A 22,019-nucleotide genomic window follows, 5' to 3' on the forward strand; every position below is an offset into this window, starting at 1 on the left:
GTCAGCGCGGCGCTGCGCCGGGTTGAGCCCACCAGGTTTCGATCGCCCAACCCTCGCCGCTGGCATACGGGGGCATCTGGTCGGGGCGCGCCAGTCGCCAGGCGTTGTAGGCCAGCCGATGCGTGGGCGCGGACCACTGCGGAATCAGCACGTGACTGTGCGCGATCACGCGCTCCAGCGCCCGGCACGCGGCCAGAAAATCGGGCTCGGACTGCGCCCGCACCATGCGCGCGATCAGATCGTCCACCGCCGGGTTGGCCAGGCCGCTGAAATTGCCCGAATCCTCGGTGCGCGCCGCCACGCTGCCAAACAGGTCGGCGTACTCCGCCCCCGGGCTGTGCGTGCCCTGGAACGCGAGGCTGATGATGTCGAAGTCGAAGGTGCGCAGCCGCTGTTGGTACAACGCGAAATCCACCGGACGAAAACGCAGCTCGACCCCGATGCGCGCCAGGTTGCGCGCCCAAGGCGTGACCACGCGCGCGCCCGCCTCGTTGCTGTCCAGGTATTCCAGCACCAGCGGCTGCCCTTGCGCATTGCGCAGCGCGCCGTCGCGGTACGTCCAGCCGGCCTCACGCAGCAACGCTTGGGCGCGTTTGAGGTTGTCGCGCAAACCCGCCGGGCCGTCGGTGCGCGGCGGCTCGGCCATGGGGCCAAACACCTCGGGCGGGATGTGGGCACGCCACGGCGCCAGCAGTGCCCGCTGCGCGGCGTCGGGCTCGCCCTGCGCGGCACAGGCCGTGTTGCCAAAGAGGCCGCGCACCCGCCGGTAGCTGCCGTAGAACAGCCGCTGGTTCATCCACTCGAAGTCCAACGCCAACCCCAGCGCCTGCCGCACCCGGATGTCGTCCAACGGCGCTCGCCGCGTGTTGAGCACGTAGCTCTGAAATCCTGTGGGCAGGCGGTGTTCGAACTCCCCCTTGACCAGCTCACCCGTGTCGAAGCGTTTGCCCTTGACCCGCCGCGCCCAATCCCCGGCCGAGAAGAACCGCATCAGGTCGAACTCACCCGCCTTGAGCGCCTCCAGCCGCGCGGTGTTGTCGCGGTAGATCTTGACGGTGACGCGGTCGAAGTTGAAGGTGCCGCGCCGCACCGGCAGGTCGCGCGCCCAGTAGTTCGGGTCGCGAACATAGGTGATGTCCTTGCCGAACTTGACCGGGCCGATGCGGTACGGACCGCTGCCGATGGGGATGTCCATCACCACCTGGTCGAAGGTCTTGCGCTGGCCCGTCTTGGGGTCGATGGTGTTGCCCCACTCGCGGCTGAAAATGGGCAGCGCGCCCACCGTCAGCGGCAGCTCGCGGTTGGGCTGGCGGAAACGAAAGCGCACTGTGCGCTCGTCGATCACATCGACGCCGGCCACGTCGGCCAGTACGGTTTTGTACGCCGGCGACGTGTGTGGGCCGATCAAGGTCTCGAAGGTGTGGCGCACGTCGTGGGCCAACACCGGTCGGCCATCGTGAAAGCGCGCTTCACGCCGCAGGCGGAAGGTCGCGCTCAGCCGGTCGGGGGCCACCTGCACGTCCTCGGCCAGCAGGCCGTAGGCGGCGCCCACCTCGTCGGCCGCGCCCACCAGCAGCGTGTCGAACATCAGGTCGGCCAAGTACGCCGGGGCGCTGCCGCGCAGCGTGAACGGGTTGTACTTGTCGAAGGTGGAGGTGCGCAGGTTGCTCACCAGGCGCAGCTCGCCCCCCTTGGGCGCGTCGGGGTTCACATAGTCGAAGTGCGCAAACCCCGGGGGATACTTCAGCTGCCCCCAAAGCGCGTAGCCGTGCGCCGCCCACGCCAGCGGGGCCAGCCACCCCAGCACAGCCACGATGACCAACGCGCGCCCCAACGCGCCACGACCCGCCGCGCATGTGCGGGTCCACGGGCGAGGCGGGCCGGAAATCGGTCGCAGGTCGTGCATGCGACAATTCTGCCGGATTTTTTTCCACTCACGAGGAGCATCGACGATGGGTTTTCTGGCCGGCAAAAAACTGTTGATCACCGGCGTGCTGTCCAACCGCTCGATCGCCTACGGCATCGCGCGCGCCTGCCGCGCGCAGGGGGCCGAGCTGGCGTTCAGCTACGTGGGCGAGCGCTTCAAAGACCGCATCACCGAATTTGCCGCCGAGTTCGGCTCGCGGCTGGTGTTCGAATGCGACGTCTCGGACGACGCGCAGATCGAGCGCCTCTTTGCCGATCTGTCGCAGCACTGGCCCACGTTCGACGGCTTCGTGCACAGCATCGGCTATGCGCCGCGGGAGGCGATCGCGGGCGACTTTTTGGAGGGTTTGAGCCGAGAGGGCTACCGCACCGCGCATGAGATCAGCGCCTACAGCTTCCCCGCCATGGCCAAGGCGGCGCGCCCCTACCTGAACGACCACGCCGCCCTGTTGACGCTGACCTACCTGGGCGCGGTGCGCATGGTGCCCGCCTACAACACCATGGGTCTGGCCAAGGCCAGCCTGGAGGCCAGCGTGCGCTACTTGGCTGAATCCTTGGGTAGCCAGCGCCGCGGCTGGCGGGTCAACGCCATCTCGGCCGGGCCGATCAAGACGCTGGCCGCCAGCGGCATCAAGGGCTTCGGCAAGATTTTGGGCGTGGTGGAACAAAACGCCCCTATCCGCCGCAACGTCACCATCGACGACGTTGGCAATACGGCCGCTTTCTTGCTGAGCGACCTGGCCGCCGGCATCAGCGCCGAGGTGGTGTATGTGGACGGGGGCTTCAGCCACGTCATGGGCGGCCTCGGCGCCGACGACGCGGACTGATCGTCACTGCAGATTGCCCAGATACGCGGCCACCGCCTCCAGCTCCAGTTCGCTCAGGCGGTGCGACATGACGCGCATGATGGCGCTGTCGCGCGACCCGTTGGCTTGCTTGAACGCCTGCACCTGGCGCATCAAGTACTGCGGATGCTGACCCGCCAAGCGCGGCAGTTCGACACTGCCCGCCGCCTGCTTGCCATGACAAGTGGCGCACGGCGGCAGCCCCGAGTGGCGATTGCCGCGCTCGTAGATGAACTGCCCCACCGCCAGCAACAGCGTATCGCCGCTGGGCGTATGGCCGGGCTTCTGGCTGGCGTAGTACATGGCCACGGCCTCGCGGTCCTCGGCACTGAGGCCCTTGACCTTTTCCGCCATGGCGGGGTCCTTGCGCTCCCCGCGCGCGAACGCCTCCAGTTGCGTCATGAGATAGCCTGCGTTTTGCCCCGCCAGCCGAGGAAAGTTCGGTGCCACACTCTGGCCACACGCCCCGTGGCAAACGGCGCAATGCTCGCGCGCGACGCGCTCCCCACGCGCTAGGGGATCCGCCCCCTGCGCCGGCGCGACGACGGGCGCGACGAGGACACTGGCCACCAAGGCCCACGAAAACAAGGCGTGCCCAGGGCGCGCACGCACGACGGCTTTCATTTTCACCCTCCTATCGATGCATCCGAATGGTCGAATGCACCCATCGTAGGGCGATACGGGGCGCGCCTATTGACGCCGATCAAGCCTCGTGCAGACGCCCCTGACCCGCAGCAGGGGTATCAGCGCCGCACGGGCGGCAAGTCGGTACAACTGCCGTGCGCGGCCTCGGCCGCCATGCCGATGCTCTCGCCCAGCGTCGGGTGCGGGTGGATCGTCTTGCCGATGTCCACCGCATCCGCCCCCATCTCGATGGCCAGCGCCACCTCGCCGATCATGTCGCCCGCGTGGGTACCCACGATGCCACCACCGACGATGCAATGGGTCTGGGCGTCGAACAACAGCTTGGTGAAACCCTCGTCGCGTCCGTTGGCAATCGCGCGGCCCGACGCGCTCCACGGAAACAGCCCTTTTTGCACAGCAACACCTTGCGCTTTGGCCTGCTCCTCGGTCAGCCCAACCCAGGCGATCTCGGGATCGGTGTAGGCCACGCTCGGGATGACGCGCGCCTCGAACGCCGTGCGCGCCAGCCGTTCATCGCCCCGCAGCTCGCCCGCGATCACCTCGGCGGCGACGTGCCCCTCGTGCACTGCCTTGTGCGCCAGCATCGGCTGACCAACGATGTCGCCAATCGCGAAGATGTGTGGCACGTTGGTGCGCATCTGGCGATCGACGCGGATGAAGCCGCGCTCGTCGACGGCCACCCCGGCGTGCTCGGCACCGATCTTGCGCCCATTCGGGGCGCGCCCCACCGCTTGCAGCACGAGGTCATAGACGCCGTCGCTGGTCGTACCATCCGCGCCTTCGAAGCGCACGCGGACCCCATCGGCAACGACTTCGGCTGCCACGGTCTTGGTGCGCAAGCGGATGTGGTCGAAGCGGTGCGCGTTCATCTTTTGCCACACCTTGACCAAATCGCGGTCGGCACCCAGCATCAGGCCGTCGGCCATCTCCACCACCTCCAGGCGCGCGCCCAGCGTGCTATAGACAGTGCCCATCTCCAGCCCGATGATGCCGCCGCCGATGACCAGCATGCGCTTCGGCACCGAGGCCAGCGCCAGCGCGCCGGTGCTGTCGACGACGCGCGCATCGTCGGGCAAGAAGGGCAACCGCACCGCCTGCGATCCGGCCGCGATGATGGCGCGCTGAAACGCGATGCGCTGCGTGCGCCCGGTCTTATCCTGGCCGTCGCCCGTGGTTTCTTCGACCTGCACCACATAGGGCCCGACGAAGGCCCCGTAGCCGCGCACGACGGTTACCTTACGCATGCGCGCCATCGCCGCCAGCCCGCCCGTGAGCTTGCCGATCACTTGCTGCTTATGGCGACGCAGGCGGTCGATATCGAACGTCGGCTCGCCGTAGGCGATGCCGACGTCGGCCATGTGGCGCACCTCGTCCATCACCGCTGCCACGTGCAACAGTGCCTTGGATGGGATGCAACCCACGTTGAGGCAGACACCGCCCAACGTTGGGTAGCGCTCGACCAGCACGACCCGCAGCCCCAGATCGGCGGCGCGAAACGCCGCCGAATATCCCCCCGGGCCGCCACCGAGCACCAGCACGTCACAGTCGAGATCGGCGCCGACCGCTGGCGCGGACGCCGCTGCCGGCGCGACACTCGGCGCGACTGAAGCCGCCACAGCGGGCGCTGATGGGGCAGATTCCACCGGCGCCGGTCCGGCAACCGGCCCTGAGGCGGCGGCGGTGGCGGCATCGGCCACGTCCAGCGTCAAGATGACCGAGCCCTCGCTGACCTTGTCGCCCAGCGCCACCTTCAGCTCGCGCACCACCCCCGCATGGCTCGATGGAATCTCCATCGACGCCTTGTCCGATTCCACCGTGATCAGCGACTGATCCACCGCCACCAGATCCCCCGGCTTGACCAGCAGTTCGATCACCGCCACATCCTTGAAATCCCCAATGTCCGGGACCCTGACATCCACCGTTGCCATGCTCAGCCCTCCCTCACAGCAGCACACGGCGGAAGTCCGCCAGAATCTGGCCCAAATAAGCGTTGAAGCGCGCCGCCGCCGCCCCGTCGATCACGCGGTGATCCCAGGTCAGTGATAGCGGCAGCATCAGCCGCGGCACGAACTGCTGGCCGTCCCACACCGGCTCCATGCGCGCCTTGCACACACCCAAAATCGCCACCTCGGGGGCGTTGATGATGGGCGTGAAATAACGCCCACCGATGCCGCCCAGGCTCGAAATGGTGAATGTGGCGCCGCTCATTTCCGCCGGGCTGAGCTTGCCCTCGCGAGCTTTCTTGGCCAGTTCGGCCAACTCCTGACTGATTTGCAAAATGCCTTTTTGGTCGGCATTCTTGATCACCGGCACCACCAGGCCGTTGGGGGTGTCGGCCGCAAAACCGATATGCCAGTATCGCTTGAGAATGAGTGCGTCGCCCCCGCCCTCGACGTCGATGGAGCTGTTGAACTCCGGAAACTTCTGGAGGGCGGCCACACAGGCTTTGATCAGAAAAGCCAGCATCGTGACCTTGACGCCGCTCTTTTCGTGCTCCTTGTTGAGTTGGAGCCGAAACGCCTCCAGCTCGGTGATATCGGCGTCGTCGTGGTTGGTGACGGCGGGGATCATCACCGCGTTGCGCATCAGGTTGGCGCCGCTGATCTTCTTGATACGGCTCATCGCCTGGCGCTCGATCGGGCCAAACTTGGCAAAGTCCACCTTCGGCCACGGCAACAGCCCCAAGGCGGCGCCATCGCCGCCACCCTGCGGCGCGCGGGCCGCCTGGGCACGCGTGGTCTGCTCACCAGCCATGACGGCGCGGGTGAACGCCTGCACGTCTTCCACAGTGATGCGCCCCTTGGGCCCGCTGCCGCGCACCTCCTCCAGCGGCACACCCAGCTCACGCGCCAGCTTGCGCACCGAGGGCGACGCGTGCGGCAACCCCACCGGCGGGCGGGTGGGGTCGTGCGCGCCCACGTCCGATGCTCCCGCCGCTGGCGCAGTGGCGGCGGCGACGGCCGCTGGCGGTGCACCCACGGGAGCAGGGGCGACAACCGGTGCCGGCGCGGCCACCTCCACGACGGCGGGCGCCGCAGGCGCCGCGCTTGGCGCTGCAGCCGCTGCTTCCTGCGCTTCCAGCAGCGCGATCACCGAGCCCTCGCTGACCTTGTCGCCCAGCGCCACCTTCAGCTCGCGCACCACCCCCGCGTGGCTCGACGGAATCTCCATCGACGCCTTGTCCGACTCCACCGTGATCAGCGACTGATCCACCGCCACCCGATCCCCCGGCTTGACCAGCAGTTCGATCACCGCCACATCCTTGAAATCCCCAATGTCCGGGACCTTGACTTCTACCAGTGCCATGTCGTGCTCCCCGGATTAGGCGTACAACGGGTTGATCTTGTCGGCGTCGATGCGGTAGCGCGCGATCGCTTCGGCCACGCGCTCACGCGGCACACTGCCCTCATCGGCCAGGGCCTTGAGTGCCGCGACCACGATGTAGTGGCGGTCGACCTCGAAGTGCCGGCGCAGCCGCCAGCGGAAGTCACTGCGACCAAAGCCGTCGGTGCCCAGCACCCGATAGCTGCGGCCTGCGGGGATGAAGGGGCGGATCTGCTCGGCAAACGCGCGTACGTAGTCGGTAGAGGCCACCACCGGCCCTGGGTGCGGTGTCAACTGCTGGGTCACGAAGGGCGCGCGCGGCGTTTCGGTCGGGTGCAGCATGTTCCAGCGCTCACAGTCGTGCCCCTCGCGCGCCAGTTCGGTAAAGCTCGGGCAGCTCCAGACGTTGGCCGCCACGCCCCAATCCGTGGCCAGCAACGTTTGTGCCGCCAAGCTCTCGCGCAGAATGGCGCCGCTGCCCAAGAGCTGCACGCGTGGCGTGAGCTTCGGCCCTTCTTGCAGCAAGTACATGCCGCGGATGATTTGCTCCTCGGTGCCTGGCTTGAGGCCGGGCATCGGGTAATTCTCATTGAGCAAGGTTACATAGAAAAAGACGTTATCCTGCCGCTCGACCATGCGCTTCAAGCCGTGGTGCAGGATGACGGCCACCTCGTGCGCAAACGTCGGGTCGTAGCTGATGCAGTTGGGAATCGTCGCCGCGATCATGTGGCTATGGCCGTCTTCGTGCTGCAGCCCCTCGCCATTGAGCGTGGTGCGCCCGGAAGTGCCGCCCAGCAAGAAGCCGCGCGCCTGCATGTCGCCTGCCGCCCAGGCCAAGTCGCCAAAGCGCTGGAACCCGAACATCGAGTAATAAATGAAAAACGGGATCATGATGCGGTTGTTCGTCGAGTACGACGTCGCCGCGGCAATCCACGAACTCATGCCGCCCGCCTCGTTGATTCCCTCTTGCAGGATCTGCCCGGCCTTGTCCTCGCGGTAGTACATGACCTGGTCTTTGTCGACCGGGGTGTAGAGCTGACCCTTGGGGTTGTAGATGCCGATCTGCCGGAACAACCCTTCCATGCCAAAGGTGCGCGCCTCGTCCACCAGGATGGGCACGACGCGCGGCCCGAGCGCCTGATCGCGCAGCAGCTGCGTCAGAAAACGCACGTAGGCCTGCGTGGTGCTGATCTCGCGCCCCTCGGGCGTGGGTTCGAGCACGGCCTTGAACGTCTCCAGCGACGGTACGGTGAACTGCTCGTCACTGCGGACCCGGCGCTTGGGCAGGTAGCCCCCCAGCGCGCGGCGGCGCTCGTGCAAATAGCGCATCTCCGGCGTGTCGTCGGCCGGCTTGTAAAACGGGATCTTGGGCAGCTCGCTGTCGGGGATCGGGATGTTGAAGCGATCGCGGAAGTAGCGGATGTCCTCGTCCGTGAGCTTCTTTGTCTGGTGCGCGGTATTTTTGCCTTCACCCGCACGCCCCATGCCATAGCCCTTGACCGTCTTGACCAGAATGACGGTCGGCTGCCCTTGGTGATGGTAGGCACGATGAAACGCCGCGTACACCTTCTGGGCATCGTGCCCGCCGCGGCGCAACGCCCAAATCTCTTCGTCGCTCATCTTGGCCACCAGCTCCAGCGCCTTGGGATGGCGGCCAAAGAAGTGCTGGCGTACATAGGCGCCGTCGTTGGCCTTGAACGCTTGGTAATCCCCGTCCAAGGTCTCCATCATGATTTTGCGCAGGATCCCCTCCTTGTCGCGCGCGAGCAGTGGATCCCAGTTGCTACCCCACAGCAGCTTGATCACATTCCAGCCCGCACCGCGAAAGTCGCCCTCGAGCTCCTGGATGATCTTGCCGTTGCCACGCACGGGGCCATCGAGCCGCTGCAGGTTGCAGTTGACGACGAAGATCAGGTTGTCCAACCCCTCTCGCGCGGCCAAGCCGATGGCGCCCATGCTCTCGGGCTCATCCATTTCGCCGTCGCCGCAAAACACCCACACTTTGCGCCGCGAGGTGTCGGCGATGCCGCGCGCATGCAAATACTTCAGGAAGCGCGCCTGATAGATGCCCATGATGGGCCCCAGCCCCATGGAGACGGTCGGAAACTGCCAGAACTCCGGCATCAGCTTGGGGTGTGGATAGCTCGACAGCCCTTTGCCCTCGACCTCCTGACGGAAGTTGAGCAGCTGCTCCTCGGTGATACGCCCTTCCAGGAAGGCGCGCGCGTAAATACCGGGCGCGCTATGCCCCTGGATGTAGAGCAGGTCGCCGCCGTGCGTGCCCCCGCTGTCCGTGTCGTCGGCGTGCCAGAAGTGGTTGAAGCCACACGCCAGCAAATGCGCCAGCGATTGAAACGAGCTGATGTGCCCACCCAGCTCGCTGCCGTCGGGTGACTCGAGCCGGTTGGCCTTGACCACCATGGCCATCGCGTTCCAGCGCATGTACGCGCGCAACCGCCCTTCCAGCTCCAGGTTGCCCGGGCTGCGCTCCTCTTCGTCGGGCTCGATGGTGTTGACGTAGCCAGTGGTCGCCGAAAACGGCAGATCGATGCTGTGCTCGCGCGCCTCTTCCAGCAACTGTTCGAGCAGAAAGTGCGCCCGCTCGGGACCTTCGCGCTCGATGACCGCATCGAGCGCGTCGAGCCACTCGCGCGTCTCTTGTGGATCGGCGTCGGGGGCCACCAGTGGGGAAATGGGGGGCAAGGCTTGGGACATGGGTCGTCTCCTCGATGGAATGCGAAGGGTACGGCGGCGCAAAGCGCCTGTCCATGGAGTGTCGCACGAAATCGCCAAACTTCCAAACTGTGGTTACTAATTTCGTTATGTGAAACAATCACATGGCGCATCGATTCGGGTTTGCCCTAAACTGTCGCCATGGCCGCGAAGGCAACGACGCACGATCGCACTTCAACCCGGCGGTGGTGGCTGGCGCCCCGCCGTTGGTGGGGGCAATGGTGGGACCGCCTGCCCCCCAACCGGCAGGACCAGCTCGCCGTCCTAGGGCCGCTGTTGTCGGTGGTGCTGTTCCTGACGGCCATTTTTACGGCGCTGATGTACTTCACGCGCGAGGAGGTCAGTCGCGAGCAGGAAGCGGTCGTGCGCGACACCGAATACGCCCAGCAACGCCTGCGCTTGCGGCTGCTGGAGCGCCAGGAACAGCTGATGCGGCTGGCACGCGACATCGCCAACCGAACGTTGGAGGAGACCGAATTCGTCTTCCAGGCCGAAGCCCTGGTGCTGCAACACCCCGAGCTGCTGGCGGTGCACTGGATCGGTCCCTACCGCGAAGTCGTCACCGGTTACACGTCGCCCAGCGCCCCGCCGCACAGCCAGCGCCGGGCGGGCGAGACCCTGCCGCCCCACGACACGGACGGCGCCTTCGAGCTGGCCCGGGATCTGCACCAGCCCATTTATTCACGCCCGCTGAAGTGGTCCGATGGCGGGGCGACCCTGCTGCTCGTCGTGCCGTTCGAGGGACACCGCCGTTTTGGTGGAGCGGTGCTGGCCGAATACTCCATCCAGGCACTGTTGCGCTACGCCATACCGACCGAAGTGCTGGCTCGCTACGCGGTGACATTCGTCGATGAGGAGGGAACGGTATGGGCCGGAACGCCGCTGCCGCCGGTGCGGAATTCGTCGCTGTGGCTGCCCTGGATGGCGCGTGCCCAGCGCCACGAGCTGCCTGTCTCGCCGATTGGCAACAGCCTGCTGGTGCGGGTTGAGGGACTTCGTGTCACGCGTGATGCCGGCAGCGAGGCGTTGTTCTGGATCGTGGGAGCAATGAGCGTGGCCACGATCTGGATGCTGCTGGGCAACATGCGCCACACCCGCCGGCGCCTGCAGGCGCAACGCGCGCTGGTGGCCGAGACGAACTTCCGGCGCGCGATGGAAAACTCGATGCTCACCGGCATGCGCGCGCTCGACCTGGAAGGGCGCATCACCTACGTCAACCGCGCGTTTTGCAGCATGACGGGCTGGAGCGAGGAAGACCTCATCGGCGCCACCGCGCCCTTCCCCTATTGGCCCGAATCGGAACACGAAACCCTCATGGCACGGCTACAAGACGAGATCTCTGGCCGCAATGCCCCCGGCGGCTTCGAGGTCCCCGTCAAGCGCAAGAACGGCAGCATCTTCTATGCGCGCATGTACGTCTCGCCGCTGATCGACGCGCAGGGCCGCCAGACGGGCTGGATGACGTCCATGACGGACATCACCGAGGCCAAACGCATCCGCGAGGAACTGACCGCCTCCTACGAGCGCTTCGCGACCGTGCTCGACAGCCTGGACGAGGCAATCTCGGTGGCGCCCCTGCACAGCAGCGAACTCTTGTTTGCCAACCACATCTACCAGCGCTGGTTTGGGACGGGCTCCGCAGGGCATGAGCGCATGTTGGAGTTGTGCGCCTCCGTCCCCGTGCTGCCACCGCAAGACCACTCCGACTTGGTGGACGGCTTGGTAGGCCTGCCTGCCGATGCGCTGGTCGAAGCCATTGCGGAGCACACGGAAATCTTCGTGCCGGAACTGGACAAATGGCTGGAGGTGCGCACACGCTACCTGACCTGGGTGGACGGGCGGCTGGTGCAAATGCTCATCGCCAGCGACATCACCGCGCGCCGTCACGCCGAGCAGCAAGCGGCGCTGCAAGCCGAGCGCGCCGAGGCAGCCAGCCGCTTGATCACCATGGGTGAGATGGCCTCCAGCGTCGCGCACGAACTCAACCAACCGCTGACCGCGATCAGCAACTACGCCAGCGGCATGATCGACCGCCTGCAAAAGGGCGCGATGTCGGCGGACGACCTGTTGGGCGCGCTGCAAAAGACAGTGCGTCAGGCGCAGCGGGCGGGCAACATCATCCAGCGCATCCGCGCCTTCGTCAAACGCAGCGAGCCGCACCCAACCCTTTCGGACGTGGCGCAGATGGTGGCCAACGCCACCGAACTGGCCGAAATCGAGCTGCGGCGACACATGGTGCGCCTCAACATCTACGTCGCGGCACGCCTGCCACGCTTGCTGGTGGACCCCATTCTGATCGAGCAAGCGCTCATCAACCTGCTCAAGAACGCCGGCGAGTCGATTCAGTGCGCAAAGCGCCCACCGGGACAGCGCCTGGTCGAACTGCGCGTGGTGCCGCGCACGATAGACGGTCGGGAGACCGTCTCGTTCACGGTGCGTGACAACGGCTGCGGCATCCCGCAAGAGCAGCTCGACCGCATTTTCGAGGCGTTCTACAGCACCAAGGCCGAAGGCATGGGCATCGGCCTGAAGCTGTGCCGCTCGATCATCGAATCGCACCACGGCAGGCTCGCCGCGCGCAACCTCTACAATGGTGCCGAGGTTGCCGGGTGCGAGTTCACCTTTTGGATCCCCGTGCCCACCGAGAACGCGGCGGCAGACAACCCGCCCTCTGCACAGAACAACGAAGCGCAGACGCCCGAAGGACGATGATGAGCCTGATCCCCAAACGCGGAACTGTGTATGTGGTCGATGACGACGAGGCCGTGCGCGATTCACTGCAATGGCTACTCGAGGGCAAGGACTACCGCGTCAAAACCTTCGAATCGGCCGAGGCGTTCCTGGCCCGCTATGACCCGCGCGAGGTTGCCTGCCTGATCGCCGACATCCGCATGGGTGGCATGAGCGGCATGGAACTGCAGGACCGGCTGCTGGAGCGCCATTCGCCGCTGCCCATTTCCTTCATCACTGGGCATGGCGATGTGCCGATGGCGGTCGCGTCCATGAAAAAGGGCGCGCTCGACTTCATCCAAAAGCCCTTCGACGAGCAGCAGCTCATTGCCCTGGTCGAGAAAATGCTCGATGTGGCACGCGAGTCGTTCGCGGTGCATCAGCAGGCCGCCAACCGCGAAGCGCTGCTGGCCAAGCTGACCACGCGGGAATCGCAGGTGCTCGAGCGCATCGTGGCCGGGCGGCTGAACAAGCAGATCGCCGACGACCTCGGCATCAGCATCAAGACGGTGGAGGCGCACCGCGCCAACATCATGGAAAAACTCGGCGCCAACACCGTGGCCGACCTGCTCAAGATCGCGCTGGCGCCCATCCCCCCGAAAGTGTGACGCTCCCATGACCGCTCAACTCATCGACGGTGTGGCGCTGGCGCGCCTGTGGCGCGAGCGCGTGCGCGAACGCACCGTGGCCCTGCAGACTCGCGGCATCCAGCCGGGTCTGGCCGTGATTCTGGTGGGCGACAATCCCGCCAGTCAGGTGTATGTGCGCAACAAGGTCAAAGCGTGCCAGGAAGTGGGCTTCCACTCGGTGCTGGAGACGCACCCCGCCCACCTGAGCGAGGACGCGCTACTGGCACGCGTGCGTGCCCTCAACGCCGACCCGACCATCCATGGCATCCTGGTGCAGCTGCCGCTGCCGCCTCATATCGACGCGCAGCGCGTGATCGAAACCATCGCCCCGGAAAAAGACGTGGACGGCTTTCATGTCGCCAACGCCGGCGCGCTGATGGTGGGTCAACCGGGCTTCTGGCCCTGCACGCCCTATGGCTGCATGAAAATGCTGGAGCACATCGGCTTCGACCCCCGCGGCAAGCACGCGGTGGTCATCGGTCGCAGCAACATCGTGGGCAAGCCCATGGCGCTGATGCTGCTGCACGCGCACGCCACCGTCACCATTTGCCACAGTGCCACGGTGGATCTGGCACAGCACACGCGCCAAGCCGACGTGATCGTGGTCGCCGTGGGCAAGCGGGGCGTGCTGACCGCCGAGATGGTCAAACCGGGCGCGGTCGTGATCGACGTCGGCATGAACCGCGACGAAGCCGGCAAGCTATGCGGCGACGTGGATTTCGAGGGCGTGCGCCAGGTTGCGGGGTGGATCACGCCGGTGCCCGGCGGTGTCGGCCCCATGACCATCACCATGCTGCTCGTCAACACGCTACAGGCGGCCGAGCGCGTGGCCACCTGACTGCGTGGGCACCTGCGCCACGGACGGCGCCCCGGGCTGCCCTCTCACCCCTGACCGCGCCGCCCCGCCAGCCACCACAGGCTGCGCAGGGCGCACAGCCACTGCAGCCCGACGAGCAGGCTGCCCAGGCCGTGCCAGAGCGCGAGGTTGGCGCCGGTCTGGCGCGCGGTCAAAATCTTTTGAGCCACGCCAAACTCCTGTACCAGACCAGCCAGTGCCCCCAACAGCAACCAAGGCAGCAGCGCCCAACTGGCGTCGCCCGCTGCACCGCGCCCACGCTGGGCACGCCCCCAAAGCAAAAGCGCCAACGCGGCCGCTACGCTCCAATACGACTGCACCTCAAACAAGCGTGCGGCCATGCCGCCGGCCACTGCGGGGTTGTTGAAGTGGTGAAACAGCAGTGGCACGGCAACGAAACTCAACCCCGTGGTCACCCCCCACCACAGGGCCGCGACCAACAGCGGCCAGCGCTCGTGCCACGCGGCCATTGCCCCCGCACTCCCCGTCATTCGTAGCGCACGGCGACGATCTCGTAGCGCCGCACGCCGTTGGGAGCCTGGACTTCGGCCACGTCGCCCTCTTCCTTGCCAATGAGCGCGCGCGCGATCGGGCTGGAGACGTTGATCAGGCCCAGCTTCAGGTCGGCCTCGTCCTCGCCGACGATCTGGTACGTCACCTGCTCGCCCGTGTCTTCGTCGGCCAGTTCGACGGTGGCGCCAAACACCACGCGGCCGCCGGCATCGAGCGCCGATGGGTCGATCACCTGCGCTGCCGCGAGCTTGCCTTCGATTTCCTTGATGCGGCCCTCGATGAAACCTTGGCGGTCCTTGGCCGCGTCGTACTCGGCGTTTTCGCTCAGGTCGCCTTGCGCCCGCGCCTCGGCGATCGCCTGGATGACGGCGGGTCGCTCCACGGTTTTGAGACGATGCAGCTCTTCCTTGAGCCGCTCGGCCCCGCGTTTGGTCAATGGAATGGTTGGCATGGCGTTCAGGGTTCCAAAAGGCAAACCGCCGAGCGTTGCCGGTCGGCGGTTTGCACTGTACGATGGACGCAATGATAACCGGTTTGACGCGCTGCACCAGCCCCGCCGCTCAGGCCAGCTGCGCGTGGAGCTCGGCCAGGGCGTAGACCGGCAAGTCGTTCATCACCTTCATGCCCTCCACCGCGGCCTCGGCGCCAAAAATCGTGGTGAAGGTCGTCACACGGTGGGCCAGCGACGCGATACGGATGTGGCGCGAGTCGGCGATCGCGTTGCGTCGCTCCTCCACCGTGTTGATGACCATGGCGATCTCGCCGTTTTTGATCATGTCCACGACGTGGGGACGGCCCTCGGTGACCTTGTTGACGACCTCACAGGCGATGCCCGCGGCCTGGATGGCCGCTGCCGTGCCGCGGGTAGCGACCAACTCGAAACCCATGGCGGCCAGCTCGCGTGCGATGGGCACGACGCGCGCCTTGTCCCCCGGCTTGACGGAGAGAAACACGCGCCGCACCGCGTCATCGGGCCGCGGCAATCGCACGCCCGCGGCCAGCTGTGCCTTGACGAACGCCTCGCCAAAGCTGCGCCCCACTCCCATGACCTCGCCAGTGGACTTCATCTCCGGCCCCAGGATGGTGTCCACGCCCGGGAACTTGACGAATGGGAAGACCGCTTCTTTCACGCTGAAGTAGGGCGGCATCACCTCGGCCGTCACGCCTTGCTGGGCCAGCGTCTGCCCCGCCATGCAGCGCGCCGCGACCTTGGCCAGTGCGATGCCGGTGGCCTTGGAGACGAACGGCACCGTGCGGCTGGCGCGGGGGTTGACTTCCAGCACGTAGATCACGTCCTGTTTTCCCCCCAGGCCGTCGTCGACCTCCTGGATGGCAAACTGCACGTTCATCAGGCCCACCACCTGCAACGCCTCGGCCAGCGCCGCGGTCTGGCGCTTGATCTCGGCCACCGTCGCGGCCGACAAGTAGTACGGCGGCAGCGAGCAAGCGGAGTCGCCCGAGTGCACGCCGGCTTGCTCGATGTGCTCCATCACGCCACCGATGAGCACTTGGCCTCTCGCGTCGCGCACGCAATCGACGTCACACTCAATGGCGTCGTTGAGGAAACGGTCGAGCAAAACCGGCGAGTCGTTGCTGACCTTGACCGCCTCGCGCATGTAGCGCTCCAGATCGCGCGGTTCGTGCACGATCTCCATCGCCCGCCCGCCCAGCACATAACTCGGCCGCACCACCAGCGGGTAGCCCAGCTCGGCCGCTTTGTCCATCGCCTCGGCTTCCGTGCGGGCGGTGGCGTTGGGCGGCTGCTTCAGGCCCAGGCGGTGCAGCATTTGCTGGAAGCGCTCGCGGTCCTCGGCGGCGTCGATCATGTCAGGGGACGTGCCGATGATGGGCACCCCGGCGCGCTCCAGCCCCAGCGCGAGCTTCAGCGGCGTCTGCCCGCCGTACTGCACGATCACCCCCTCGGGCCGCTCCTTGGCCACGATCTCCAGCACGTCCTCCAGCGTCAACGGCTCGAAATACAGCCGGTCACTGGTATCGTAGTCGGTGGAGACGGTCTCTGGGTTGCAGTTGACCATGATGGTCTCGAAGCCGTCTTCTCGCAGCGCCAGTGCCGCGTGCACGCAACAATAGTCGAACTCGATGCCCTGGCCGATGCGGTTCGGCCCACCCCCCAGCACGACGATCTTGCGCCGCTGGCTGGGTTCGGCCTCGCACTCGTCTTCGTAGGTCGAATACAGATAGGCGGTGTGGCTGGCGAACTCGGCCGCACAGGTGTCCACACGCTTGTACACGGGACGAATGCCCAGCGCGTGGCGGTGCGAGCGCACCGCCTTCTCGGTGCTGGCGAGCAGTTTGGCGAGCCGCCGATCCGAAAAGCCCTTGCGCTTGAGGGTGCGCAGCGTGGTGGCATCCAGTGCGTCGAGCGCGCGCGCCCCATGCTGCGCGGTGTGGGCATCCAGCGCCAGCTCGATCTGCACGATCTCTTGGATTTGCGCCAAAAACCATGGGTCGATTTTGGTGAAGTGGTGCACTTCCTCGAGCGACCAACCCGCGGCAAACGCATCGCCCACGTACCAGATGCGCTCGGGCCCCGGCTCGCCCAGCTCGCGCTCCAGCGTTTCGCGGTCCTGGGTCTTTTCGTTCATGCCGTCGACGCCCACCTCCAGCCCGCGCAAGGCCTTCTGGAAGCTCTCTTGGAAGGTGCGGCCGATGGCCATCACCTCGCCCACTGACTTCATCTGGGTGGTCAGGCGGTCGTTGGCCTGCGGAAACTTCTCGAACGCAAAGCGCGGGATTTTGGTGACGACGTAGTCGATCGTGGGCTCGAACGACGCCGGCGTGGCGCCGCCGGTAATTTCGTTGCGCAGCTCGTCGAGCGTGTAGCCCACGGCCAGCTTGGCCGCTACCTTGGCGATCGGAAAGCCCGTCGCCTTGGATGCTAGCGCTGAGGAGCGGCTCACGCGCGGGTTCATCTCGATGACGATCATGCGGCCGTCCTTGGGGTTGACCGCAAACTGCACGTTCGAGCCGCCAGTGTCCACCCCGATCTCGCGCAGCACCGCGATCGATGCGTCGCGCATGATCTGATATTCCTTGTCGGTCAGCGTCTGTGCCGGCGCCACCGTGATCGAGTCGCCCGTGTGCACGCCCATGGGGTCGAGGTTTTCGATCGAGCACACGATGATGCAGTTGTCCGACTTGTCGCGCACCACCTCCATCTCGAACTCTTTCCAACCCACGAGCGACTCTTCGATGAGCAGCTCGCTGGTCGGCGAGGCCTCCAGGCCGCGCTTGCAGATGGTCTCGAACTCCTCGGGGTTGTAGGCGATACCGCCGCCCGTGCCCCCCAGGGTGAAACTGGGGCGAATGACGGCTGGAAAGCCCACGGTGCGCTGCACTGCCCACGCCTCCTCCATGCTGTGGGCGATGCCGGAGCGCGCCGACTCCAGCCCGATGCGCGTCATCGCTTCTTTGAACTTGAGGCGGTCTTCGGCCTTGTCGATCGCCTCGGGCGAGGCGCCGATGAGCTCACAGCCGTACTTGTGCAGCACCCCCTGACGCCACAAGTCCAGCGCACAGTTGAGCGCGGTCTGCCCGCCCATGGTGGGCAAGATGGCGTCCGGGCGCTCTTTGGCGATGATTTTTTCCACCGTCTGCCAGGTGATGGGCTCGATGTAGACCGCGTCGGCCGTGGCCGGATCGGTCATGATGGTGGCCGGGTTGCTGTTGATCAGAATGACGCGATAGCCCTCCTCGCGCAGGGCCTTGCAGGCCTGCACGCCGGAGTAGTCGAACTCGCACGCCTGACCGATGACGATTGGCCCGGCGCCGATGATGAGAATGCTGCGAAGGTCGGTACGCTTGGGCATGGGTCAGTTTCCAGCGGCCATGAGGGCGGTGAAACGGTCGAACAGATACGCGATGTCGTGCGGACCGGGCGAGGCTTCGGGGTGGCCCTGGAAGCCGAACGCCGGGCGGTCGGTACGGGCGATGCCCTGCAAGGTGCCGTCGAACAGGCTGACGTGGGTGGCGCGCAGCGTCGCCGGCAGCCGCTCGGCATCGACCGCGAAGCCGTGGTTTTGGCTGGTGATGCTCACGCGCCCGGTGTCGAGGTCCTTGACCGGATGGTTGGCCCCGTGGTGGCCGAACTTCATCTTGAACGTGCGCGCGCCGCTGGCCAGCGCCAAGATCTGATGCCCGAGGCAGATCCCAAACGTCGGCACGCCCGCGTCGACGACGCGCGCAGCGGCGTCGATGGCATAGTCACACGGCTGGGGGTCGCCCGGGCCGTTGGAGAGAAACACCCCGTCGGGCTGCAGCGCCAGCACGTCGGCCGCCGGCGTGCGCGCCGGCACCACGGTGATGCGGCAGCCCCGCTCCGCCAACATGCGCAGGATGTTGCGCTTGACACCAAAGTCATACGCCACGACGTGAAAACGCGGCGCCGTCTGACGCCCGTAGCCGGGCGTGCCATCCGCACGCCGCAGGCGCCATTCGGTTTCGGTCCACTCATAGGGCGCGGCAGTGGTCACCGCCTGCGCGAGGTCCAACCCGGCCATGCTGGGGGCTGAGCGGGCCAGCTCGCACGCCTCCGCCCGCACCGCATCGGTCAGAGGCTGACCGACGGGTAGCGCCACGATCGCGCCATTTTGCGCGCCATGCTCGCGCAGGCGGCGCGTCAGCGCGCGCGTATCGAGCCCGGCCATGGCCACGATGCCCTGCTCGCGCAGGTAGTCCGACAGGCTGCGTTCGGCGCGGAAGTTGGAGGCGAGCAGGGGCAGGTCTTTGATGATCAGGCCGGCGGCTTGCACGGCGCCGGACTCGACATCCTCGGCGTTGACCCCAACGTTGCCAATGTGCGGATACGTGAGGGTCACGATCTGCTGGCGGTAGCTGGGGTCGGTGAGGATTTCCTGATAGCCGGTGATGGCGGTGTTGAACACCACTTCCCCGACGGTGTGCCCGGGCGCGCCGATGGACACACCTTCAAAGACCGTGCCGTCTGCGAGCGCGAGAAGGGCGGGTGCGAAGACGGGAAACACGGACACTCTCTCCAGGATGGTTGACGCGCGCCCGCACCCGCCCGGCCCCGTCCGCTGCAGCAGACATCAGCCCGCTGGCAGGACAGACGCCGAGTGTGCGCGGACGGTCTGGGTAAACTTTTCGATTATAGCCGCCGCGCTAGCGGCCAAGACGGCGTCAACGACGGCTCGCGCACCCCATCGCCGCGACGGCGCTGGCGTGCAGACAGATCGCCGCCGCCGCGGCAACGTTGAGCGATTCTTCGCCACCGGGCTGCGCGATGCGCACCACCAACCCCGCCTGCGCCATGAGATCTGGGGACACGCCCTGCCCTTCATGCCCCAGCAGCCATGCGCACGGCCAGGGTAGCCGCGCGGCGTGCAAAAACTCGCCCTGGTGCGAGCTGGTCGCCAGCAGCGGCACGCCTAGCCCCGCCAGTGCCGACGCCTGCGCGCCTTCGACCAGTTGCAAGGCGAAGTGCGCGCCCATGCCGGCGCGCAGCACTTTCGGTGCCCACAGCGCCACCGTGCCGCGCAACGCGAGCACCTGTCGAAACCCGAAGGCGGCGGCGCTGCGCAGGATGGAGCCCACATTGCCAGGATCTTGCAACCGATCGAGCACCACGGTAGGTAGCCCGGCCGTGATCGCGGCCGGCGCGCCAAGCGGCGCCAAGAACGCCACGGCCGGCGGTGACTCCAGCGGACTGATCCACGCCATCAGCGCATCCGTCACCTCCCACACCGCGACCTGCCGATCCAGCCGACCGGCGGCTTGCTGCGCCCCCACCCAAGCCAAGCCCGCTTGGGTGCACACCACGGTCTCGGGCTGGCGGCCGCGCGCCAGCATCGCGCCGCAGAGATGATCCCCTTCGATCCACACCCGGCCGTCGCGGCGATAGGCAGCGCCGTCAGCCACCAAACGACGCAAGCGTTTGAGGCGCGGGTTGTCGCGCGAAGCGATCGTCTCTACGGTCATACCAGCCCCCGCTCGCGCAGCACCTGCGCCACGGGCGCGAAGCTGCGCCGATGCCACGGCGTGGGCCCCAGCGAGCGCAGCGCCTGCAGGTGCTGCGGCGTGCCGTAGCCGCGGTGGCGGTCGAAGCCATACGCGGGGTAGGCCGCATGCGCTTCGTCCATCACGCGGTCGCGCGTGACCTTGGCCACGATCGATGCCGCGGCAATGGCGGCGACCGTCGCATCGCCGCCGACGATGGCCTCGGCCCGCACGGGCAGCGTGGGCAGCCGGTTGCCATCGACCCTGACCAACTGCGGCCGCAGCCGCAACGCCGCCACCGCGCGCTGCATGGCCGCCAGCGTGGCCTGCAGGATGTTGATCTGGTCGATCTCCTCCACGCTGGCCACGCCCACGCCCACGCTGAGCGCGTGCGCCCAGATGCGGTCGTGCAGCTGCTCACGCTGCGGGGCTGTGAGCGCCTTGGAATCGGCCACGCCTTCGATGGGCACGCTGGGATCCAAAATGACGGCCGCTGCCACCACCGGCCCCGCCAGCGGGCCGCGCCCCGCCTCGTCGACACCGGCGACCAACCCGTCGTCGCCGCCCCAGTCGAGTGTGGCCTGCACCCCGCGCAGCCCCGCCCCAGCGCCGGTCTGGCGTGGCGCTGCCATGGCGCGAGCCCTGGTTTGCACCCGACTCATGCGCCCCCCTTGGCAGCCAGCACGTCGGCGATGGCCGCCTGCGCCAGCCCCACGGTATCGCGGCGCAGTTCGGCGTGCAGCGCGTCGAAGCGCTGCTGCAGCCGCTCGCGCCGCCGCCGTGCCGGTGCATCCTCGTCCAGCCAAGCCAAGGTTTCGCGCGCCAGCGCCTCGGGCGTGGCCGCGTCTTGCAGCAGCTCGGGCACGACGAATTCGCGTGCCAAAATGTTGGGCAACCCCACCCAGGGCTGGCGCATCTGGCGCCGCGTGATCTGCCAGGACAGCCAGTGCATGTGGTAAGCGATGACCATGGGGCGCTTGAACAGCGCCGCCTCCAGGGTGGCCGTGCCACTGGCCACGAGCACCGCATCGCATGCGGCCAGCGCGGTGTGCGAGCCCCCCTGCAGCACCGTCACTGCGGTGGCCACTTCGCTCGCGGCCACGGCCGCCGCGATCGGCGCGTGCAGCGCGGGCACGGCCGGCAACACGAAGCGCAACCCGGGCCGCGCCTGCCGCATGCGCGCCGCCGCCGCCAAAAACCGCGGCATCAGATGCGCCACTTCGGCCCGGCGACTACCCGGCAACAGCGCCACGACCGGGGCGGCGACGTCCAGACCCAGTTGCCGTCGCGCGGCGCTGGCATCGGGGCGCTGCGGGATGACCGCCGCCAACGGATGCCCCACATACGTCGCGGCGATACCGTGCTCGGCCAGCAGCGCTGGCTCGAAAGGAAAAATGCACAGCACGTGGTCGCAAGCGCGGCGAATGAGCGTCACGCGCTCGGGCCGCCAGGCCCAGATGGCCGGGGCCACGAAATGCACGGTGGGAATACCCGCCGCGCGCAGGTCGGCCTCCAGCGGCAGGTTGAAATCGGGAGCATCGACCCCGATGAACAGGCGCGGGGGCTGGGCCAGCCAGCGCTGGCGCAACTGGCGACGAATCCCCACGATCTCGCGGTAGTGGCGCAGCACCTCGACGTAGCCGCGCACGGCCAATCGGTCGCTGGACCACCAGGCCTGAAAACCCTGCGCATGCATCGCCGCCCCGCCGATGCCGACGGCCCGCCAATGCGGCCAACGGCGATGCAGCCCTTGCAACAACTGGGCCGCGAGCACATCGCCCGAGGCCTCGCCCGCCACCATCGCCAGCTCGGCAGCCTCACCACCGCTGCTCGGCGTGGCCC

Annotated in this window: 16 protein-coding genes; 4 read left to right on the forward strand and 12 right to left on the reverse strand. The window is 67.0% G+C overall.

Going from position 1 to position 22,019, the window contains the following annotated elements:
- Position 1: 1 nt before the first annotated feature.
- The gene (locus ACPP3B_RS00100) at positions 2–1,906 is read right to left on the reverse strand and encodes an extracellular solute-binding protein (protein ID WP_299020961.1); all 1,905 of its coding nucleotides are present in this window, start codon (positions 1,904–1,906) and stop codon (positions 2–4) included.
- Positions 1,907–1,952: 46 nt separating this feature from the next.
- On the opposite strand from ACPP3B_RS00100, the gene fabI reads away from it, so the two are divergent.
- A complete protein-coding gene (fabI, locus tag ACPP3B_RS00105) occupies positions 1,953–2,753 on the forward strand; it encodes an enoyl-ACP reductase FabI (protein WP_299020963.1) in 801 nt (266 codons plus the stop codon).
- A 3-nt stretch (positions 2,754–2,756) separates the two neighbouring features.
- Here fabI and ACPP3B_RS00110 read toward each other — a convergent pair whose 3' ends face one another.
- The 4 genes from ACPP3B_RS00110 to aceE form a co-directional block, all read right to left on the reverse strand.
- Positions 2,757–3,395: a c-type cytochrome gene (locus ACPP3B_RS00110; RefSeq protein WP_299020965.1), complete on the reverse strand. Its 639-nt coding sequence runs from the start codon at positions 3,393–3,395 to the stop codon at positions 2,757–2,759.
- 119 nt (positions 3,396–3,514) lie between these two features.
- On the reverse strand, positions 3,515–5,344 hold the full coding sequence (gene lpdA, locus ACPP3B_RS00115) for a dihydrolipoyl dehydrogenase (protein WP_424859363.1): 1,830 nt from the start codon (positions 5,342–5,344) through the stop codon (positions 3,515–3,517).
- Between the two features lie 13 nt (positions 5,345–5,357).
- Positions 5,358–6,722 carry a dihydrolipoyllysine-residue acetyltransferase gene (gene aceF, locus ACPP3B_RS00120; RefSeq protein WP_424859364.1) on the reverse strand — a complete coding sequence of 455 codons (1,365 nt, stop codon included), beginning with the start codon at positions 6,720–6,722 and terminating at the stop codon, positions 5,358–5,360.
- 15 nt (positions 6,723–6,737) lie between these two features.
- Positions 6,738–9,455, reverse strand: a complete 2,718-nt coding sequence (gene aceE, locus ACPP3B_RS00125) for a pyruvate dehydrogenase (acetyl-transferring), homodimeric type (protein ID WP_424859365.1) — start codon at positions 9,453–9,455, stop codon at positions 6,738–6,740.
- A gap of 159 nt (positions 9,456–9,614) precedes the next feature.
- On the opposite strand from aceE, the gene ACPP3B_RS00130 reads away from it, so the two are divergent.
- Genes ACPP3B_RS00130 through folD form a run of 3 tightly spaced genes read left to right on the forward strand, consistent with a single transcriptional unit; the run spans position 9,615 to position 13,670 of the window.
- On the forward strand, positions 9,615–12,185 hold the full coding sequence (locus ACPP3B_RS00130) for a PAS domain-containing sensor histidine kinase (RefSeq protein ID WP_424859366.1): 2,571 nt from the start codon (positions 9,615–9,617) through the stop codon (positions 12,183–12,185).
- Positions 12,185–12,811 (forward strand): response regulator transcription factor, encoded by a 627-nt coding sequence (locus tag ACPP3B_RS00135; RefSeq protein WP_424859367.1) that lies wholly within the window; start codon positions 12,185–12,187, stop codon positions 12,809–12,811. The genes ACPP3B_RS00130 and ACPP3B_RS00135 overlap by 1 nt, the downstream gene beginning before the upstream one ends.
- Positions 12,812–12,818: 7 nt before the next feature.
- Complete coding sequence (gene folD, locus ACPP3B_RS00140; RefSeq protein WP_424859368.1) at positions 12,819–13,670, forward strand: bifunctional methylenetetrahydrofolate dehydrogenase/methenyltetrahydrofolate cyclohydrolase FolD; 852 nt, start codon at positions 12,819–12,821, stop codon at positions 13,668–13,670.
- Positions 13,671–13,714: 44 nt separating this feature from the next.
- Here folD and ACPP3B_RS00145 read toward each other — a convergent pair whose 3' ends face one another.
- The 7 genes from ACPP3B_RS00145 to lpxB form a co-directional block, all read right to left on the reverse strand.
- The gene (locus tag ACPP3B_RS00145) at positions 13,715–14,158 is read right to left on the reverse strand and encodes a DUF4149 domain-containing protein (RefSeq protein ID WP_424859369.1); all 444 of its coding nucleotides are present in this window, start codon (positions 14,156–14,158) and stop codon (positions 13,715–13,717) included.
- Between the two features lie 17 nt (positions 14,159–14,175).
- Positions 14,176–14,652, reverse strand: a complete 477-nt coding sequence (gene greA / locus ACPP3B_RS00150) for a transcription elongation factor GreA (RefSeq protein ID WP_424859370.1) — start codon at positions 14,650–14,652, stop codon at positions 14,176–14,178.
- A gap of 109 nt (positions 14,653–14,761) precedes the next feature.
- Complete coding sequence (gene carB / locus ACPP3B_RS00155; RefSeq protein WP_424859371.1) at positions 14,762–18,031, reverse strand: carbamoyl-phosphate synthase large subunit; 3,270 nt, start codon at positions 18,029–18,031, stop codon at positions 14,762–14,764.
- A gap of 3 nt (positions 18,032–18,034) precedes the next feature.
- Positions 18,035–19,204, reverse strand: a complete 1,170-nt coding sequence (gene carA, locus ACPP3B_RS00160; protein ID WP_424859372.1) for a glutamine-hydrolyzing carbamoyl-phosphate synthase small subunit — start codon at positions 19,202–19,204, stop codon at positions 18,035–18,037.
- A 157-nt stretch (positions 19,205–19,361) separates the two neighbouring features.
- Positions 19,362–20,159, reverse strand: coding sequence for a TrmH family RNA methyltransferase (locus tag ACPP3B_RS00165; RefSeq protein ID WP_424859373.1), 798 nt, complete (start codon positions 20,157–20,159; stop codon positions 19,362–19,364).
- Positions 20,156–20,809 carry a ribonuclease HII gene (rnhB, locus tag ACPP3B_RS00170; RefSeq protein ID WP_424859374.1) on the reverse strand — a complete coding sequence of 218 codons (654 nt, stop codon included), beginning with the start codon at positions 20,807–20,809 and terminating at the stop codon, positions 20,156–20,158. Before rnhB ends, ACPP3B_RS00165 begins: the two co-directional genes overlap by 4 nt.
- A 26-nt stretch (positions 20,810–20,835) precedes the next feature.
- Positions 20,836–21,978 (reverse strand): lipid-A-disaccharide synthase, encoded by a 1,143-nt coding sequence (lpxB, locus tag ACPP3B_RS00175; RefSeq protein ID WP_424860201.1) that lies wholly within the window; start codon positions 21,976–21,978, stop codon positions 20,836–20,838.
- Positions 21,979–22,019 lie beyond the last annotated feature (41 nt).

Origin of the sequence: Tepidimonas sp. HKU77, assembly GCF_049728535.1 — a bacterium.
Classification (GTDB): domain Bacteria; phylum Pseudomonadota; class Gammaproteobacteria; order Burkholderiales; family Burkholderiaceae_C; genus Tepidimonas.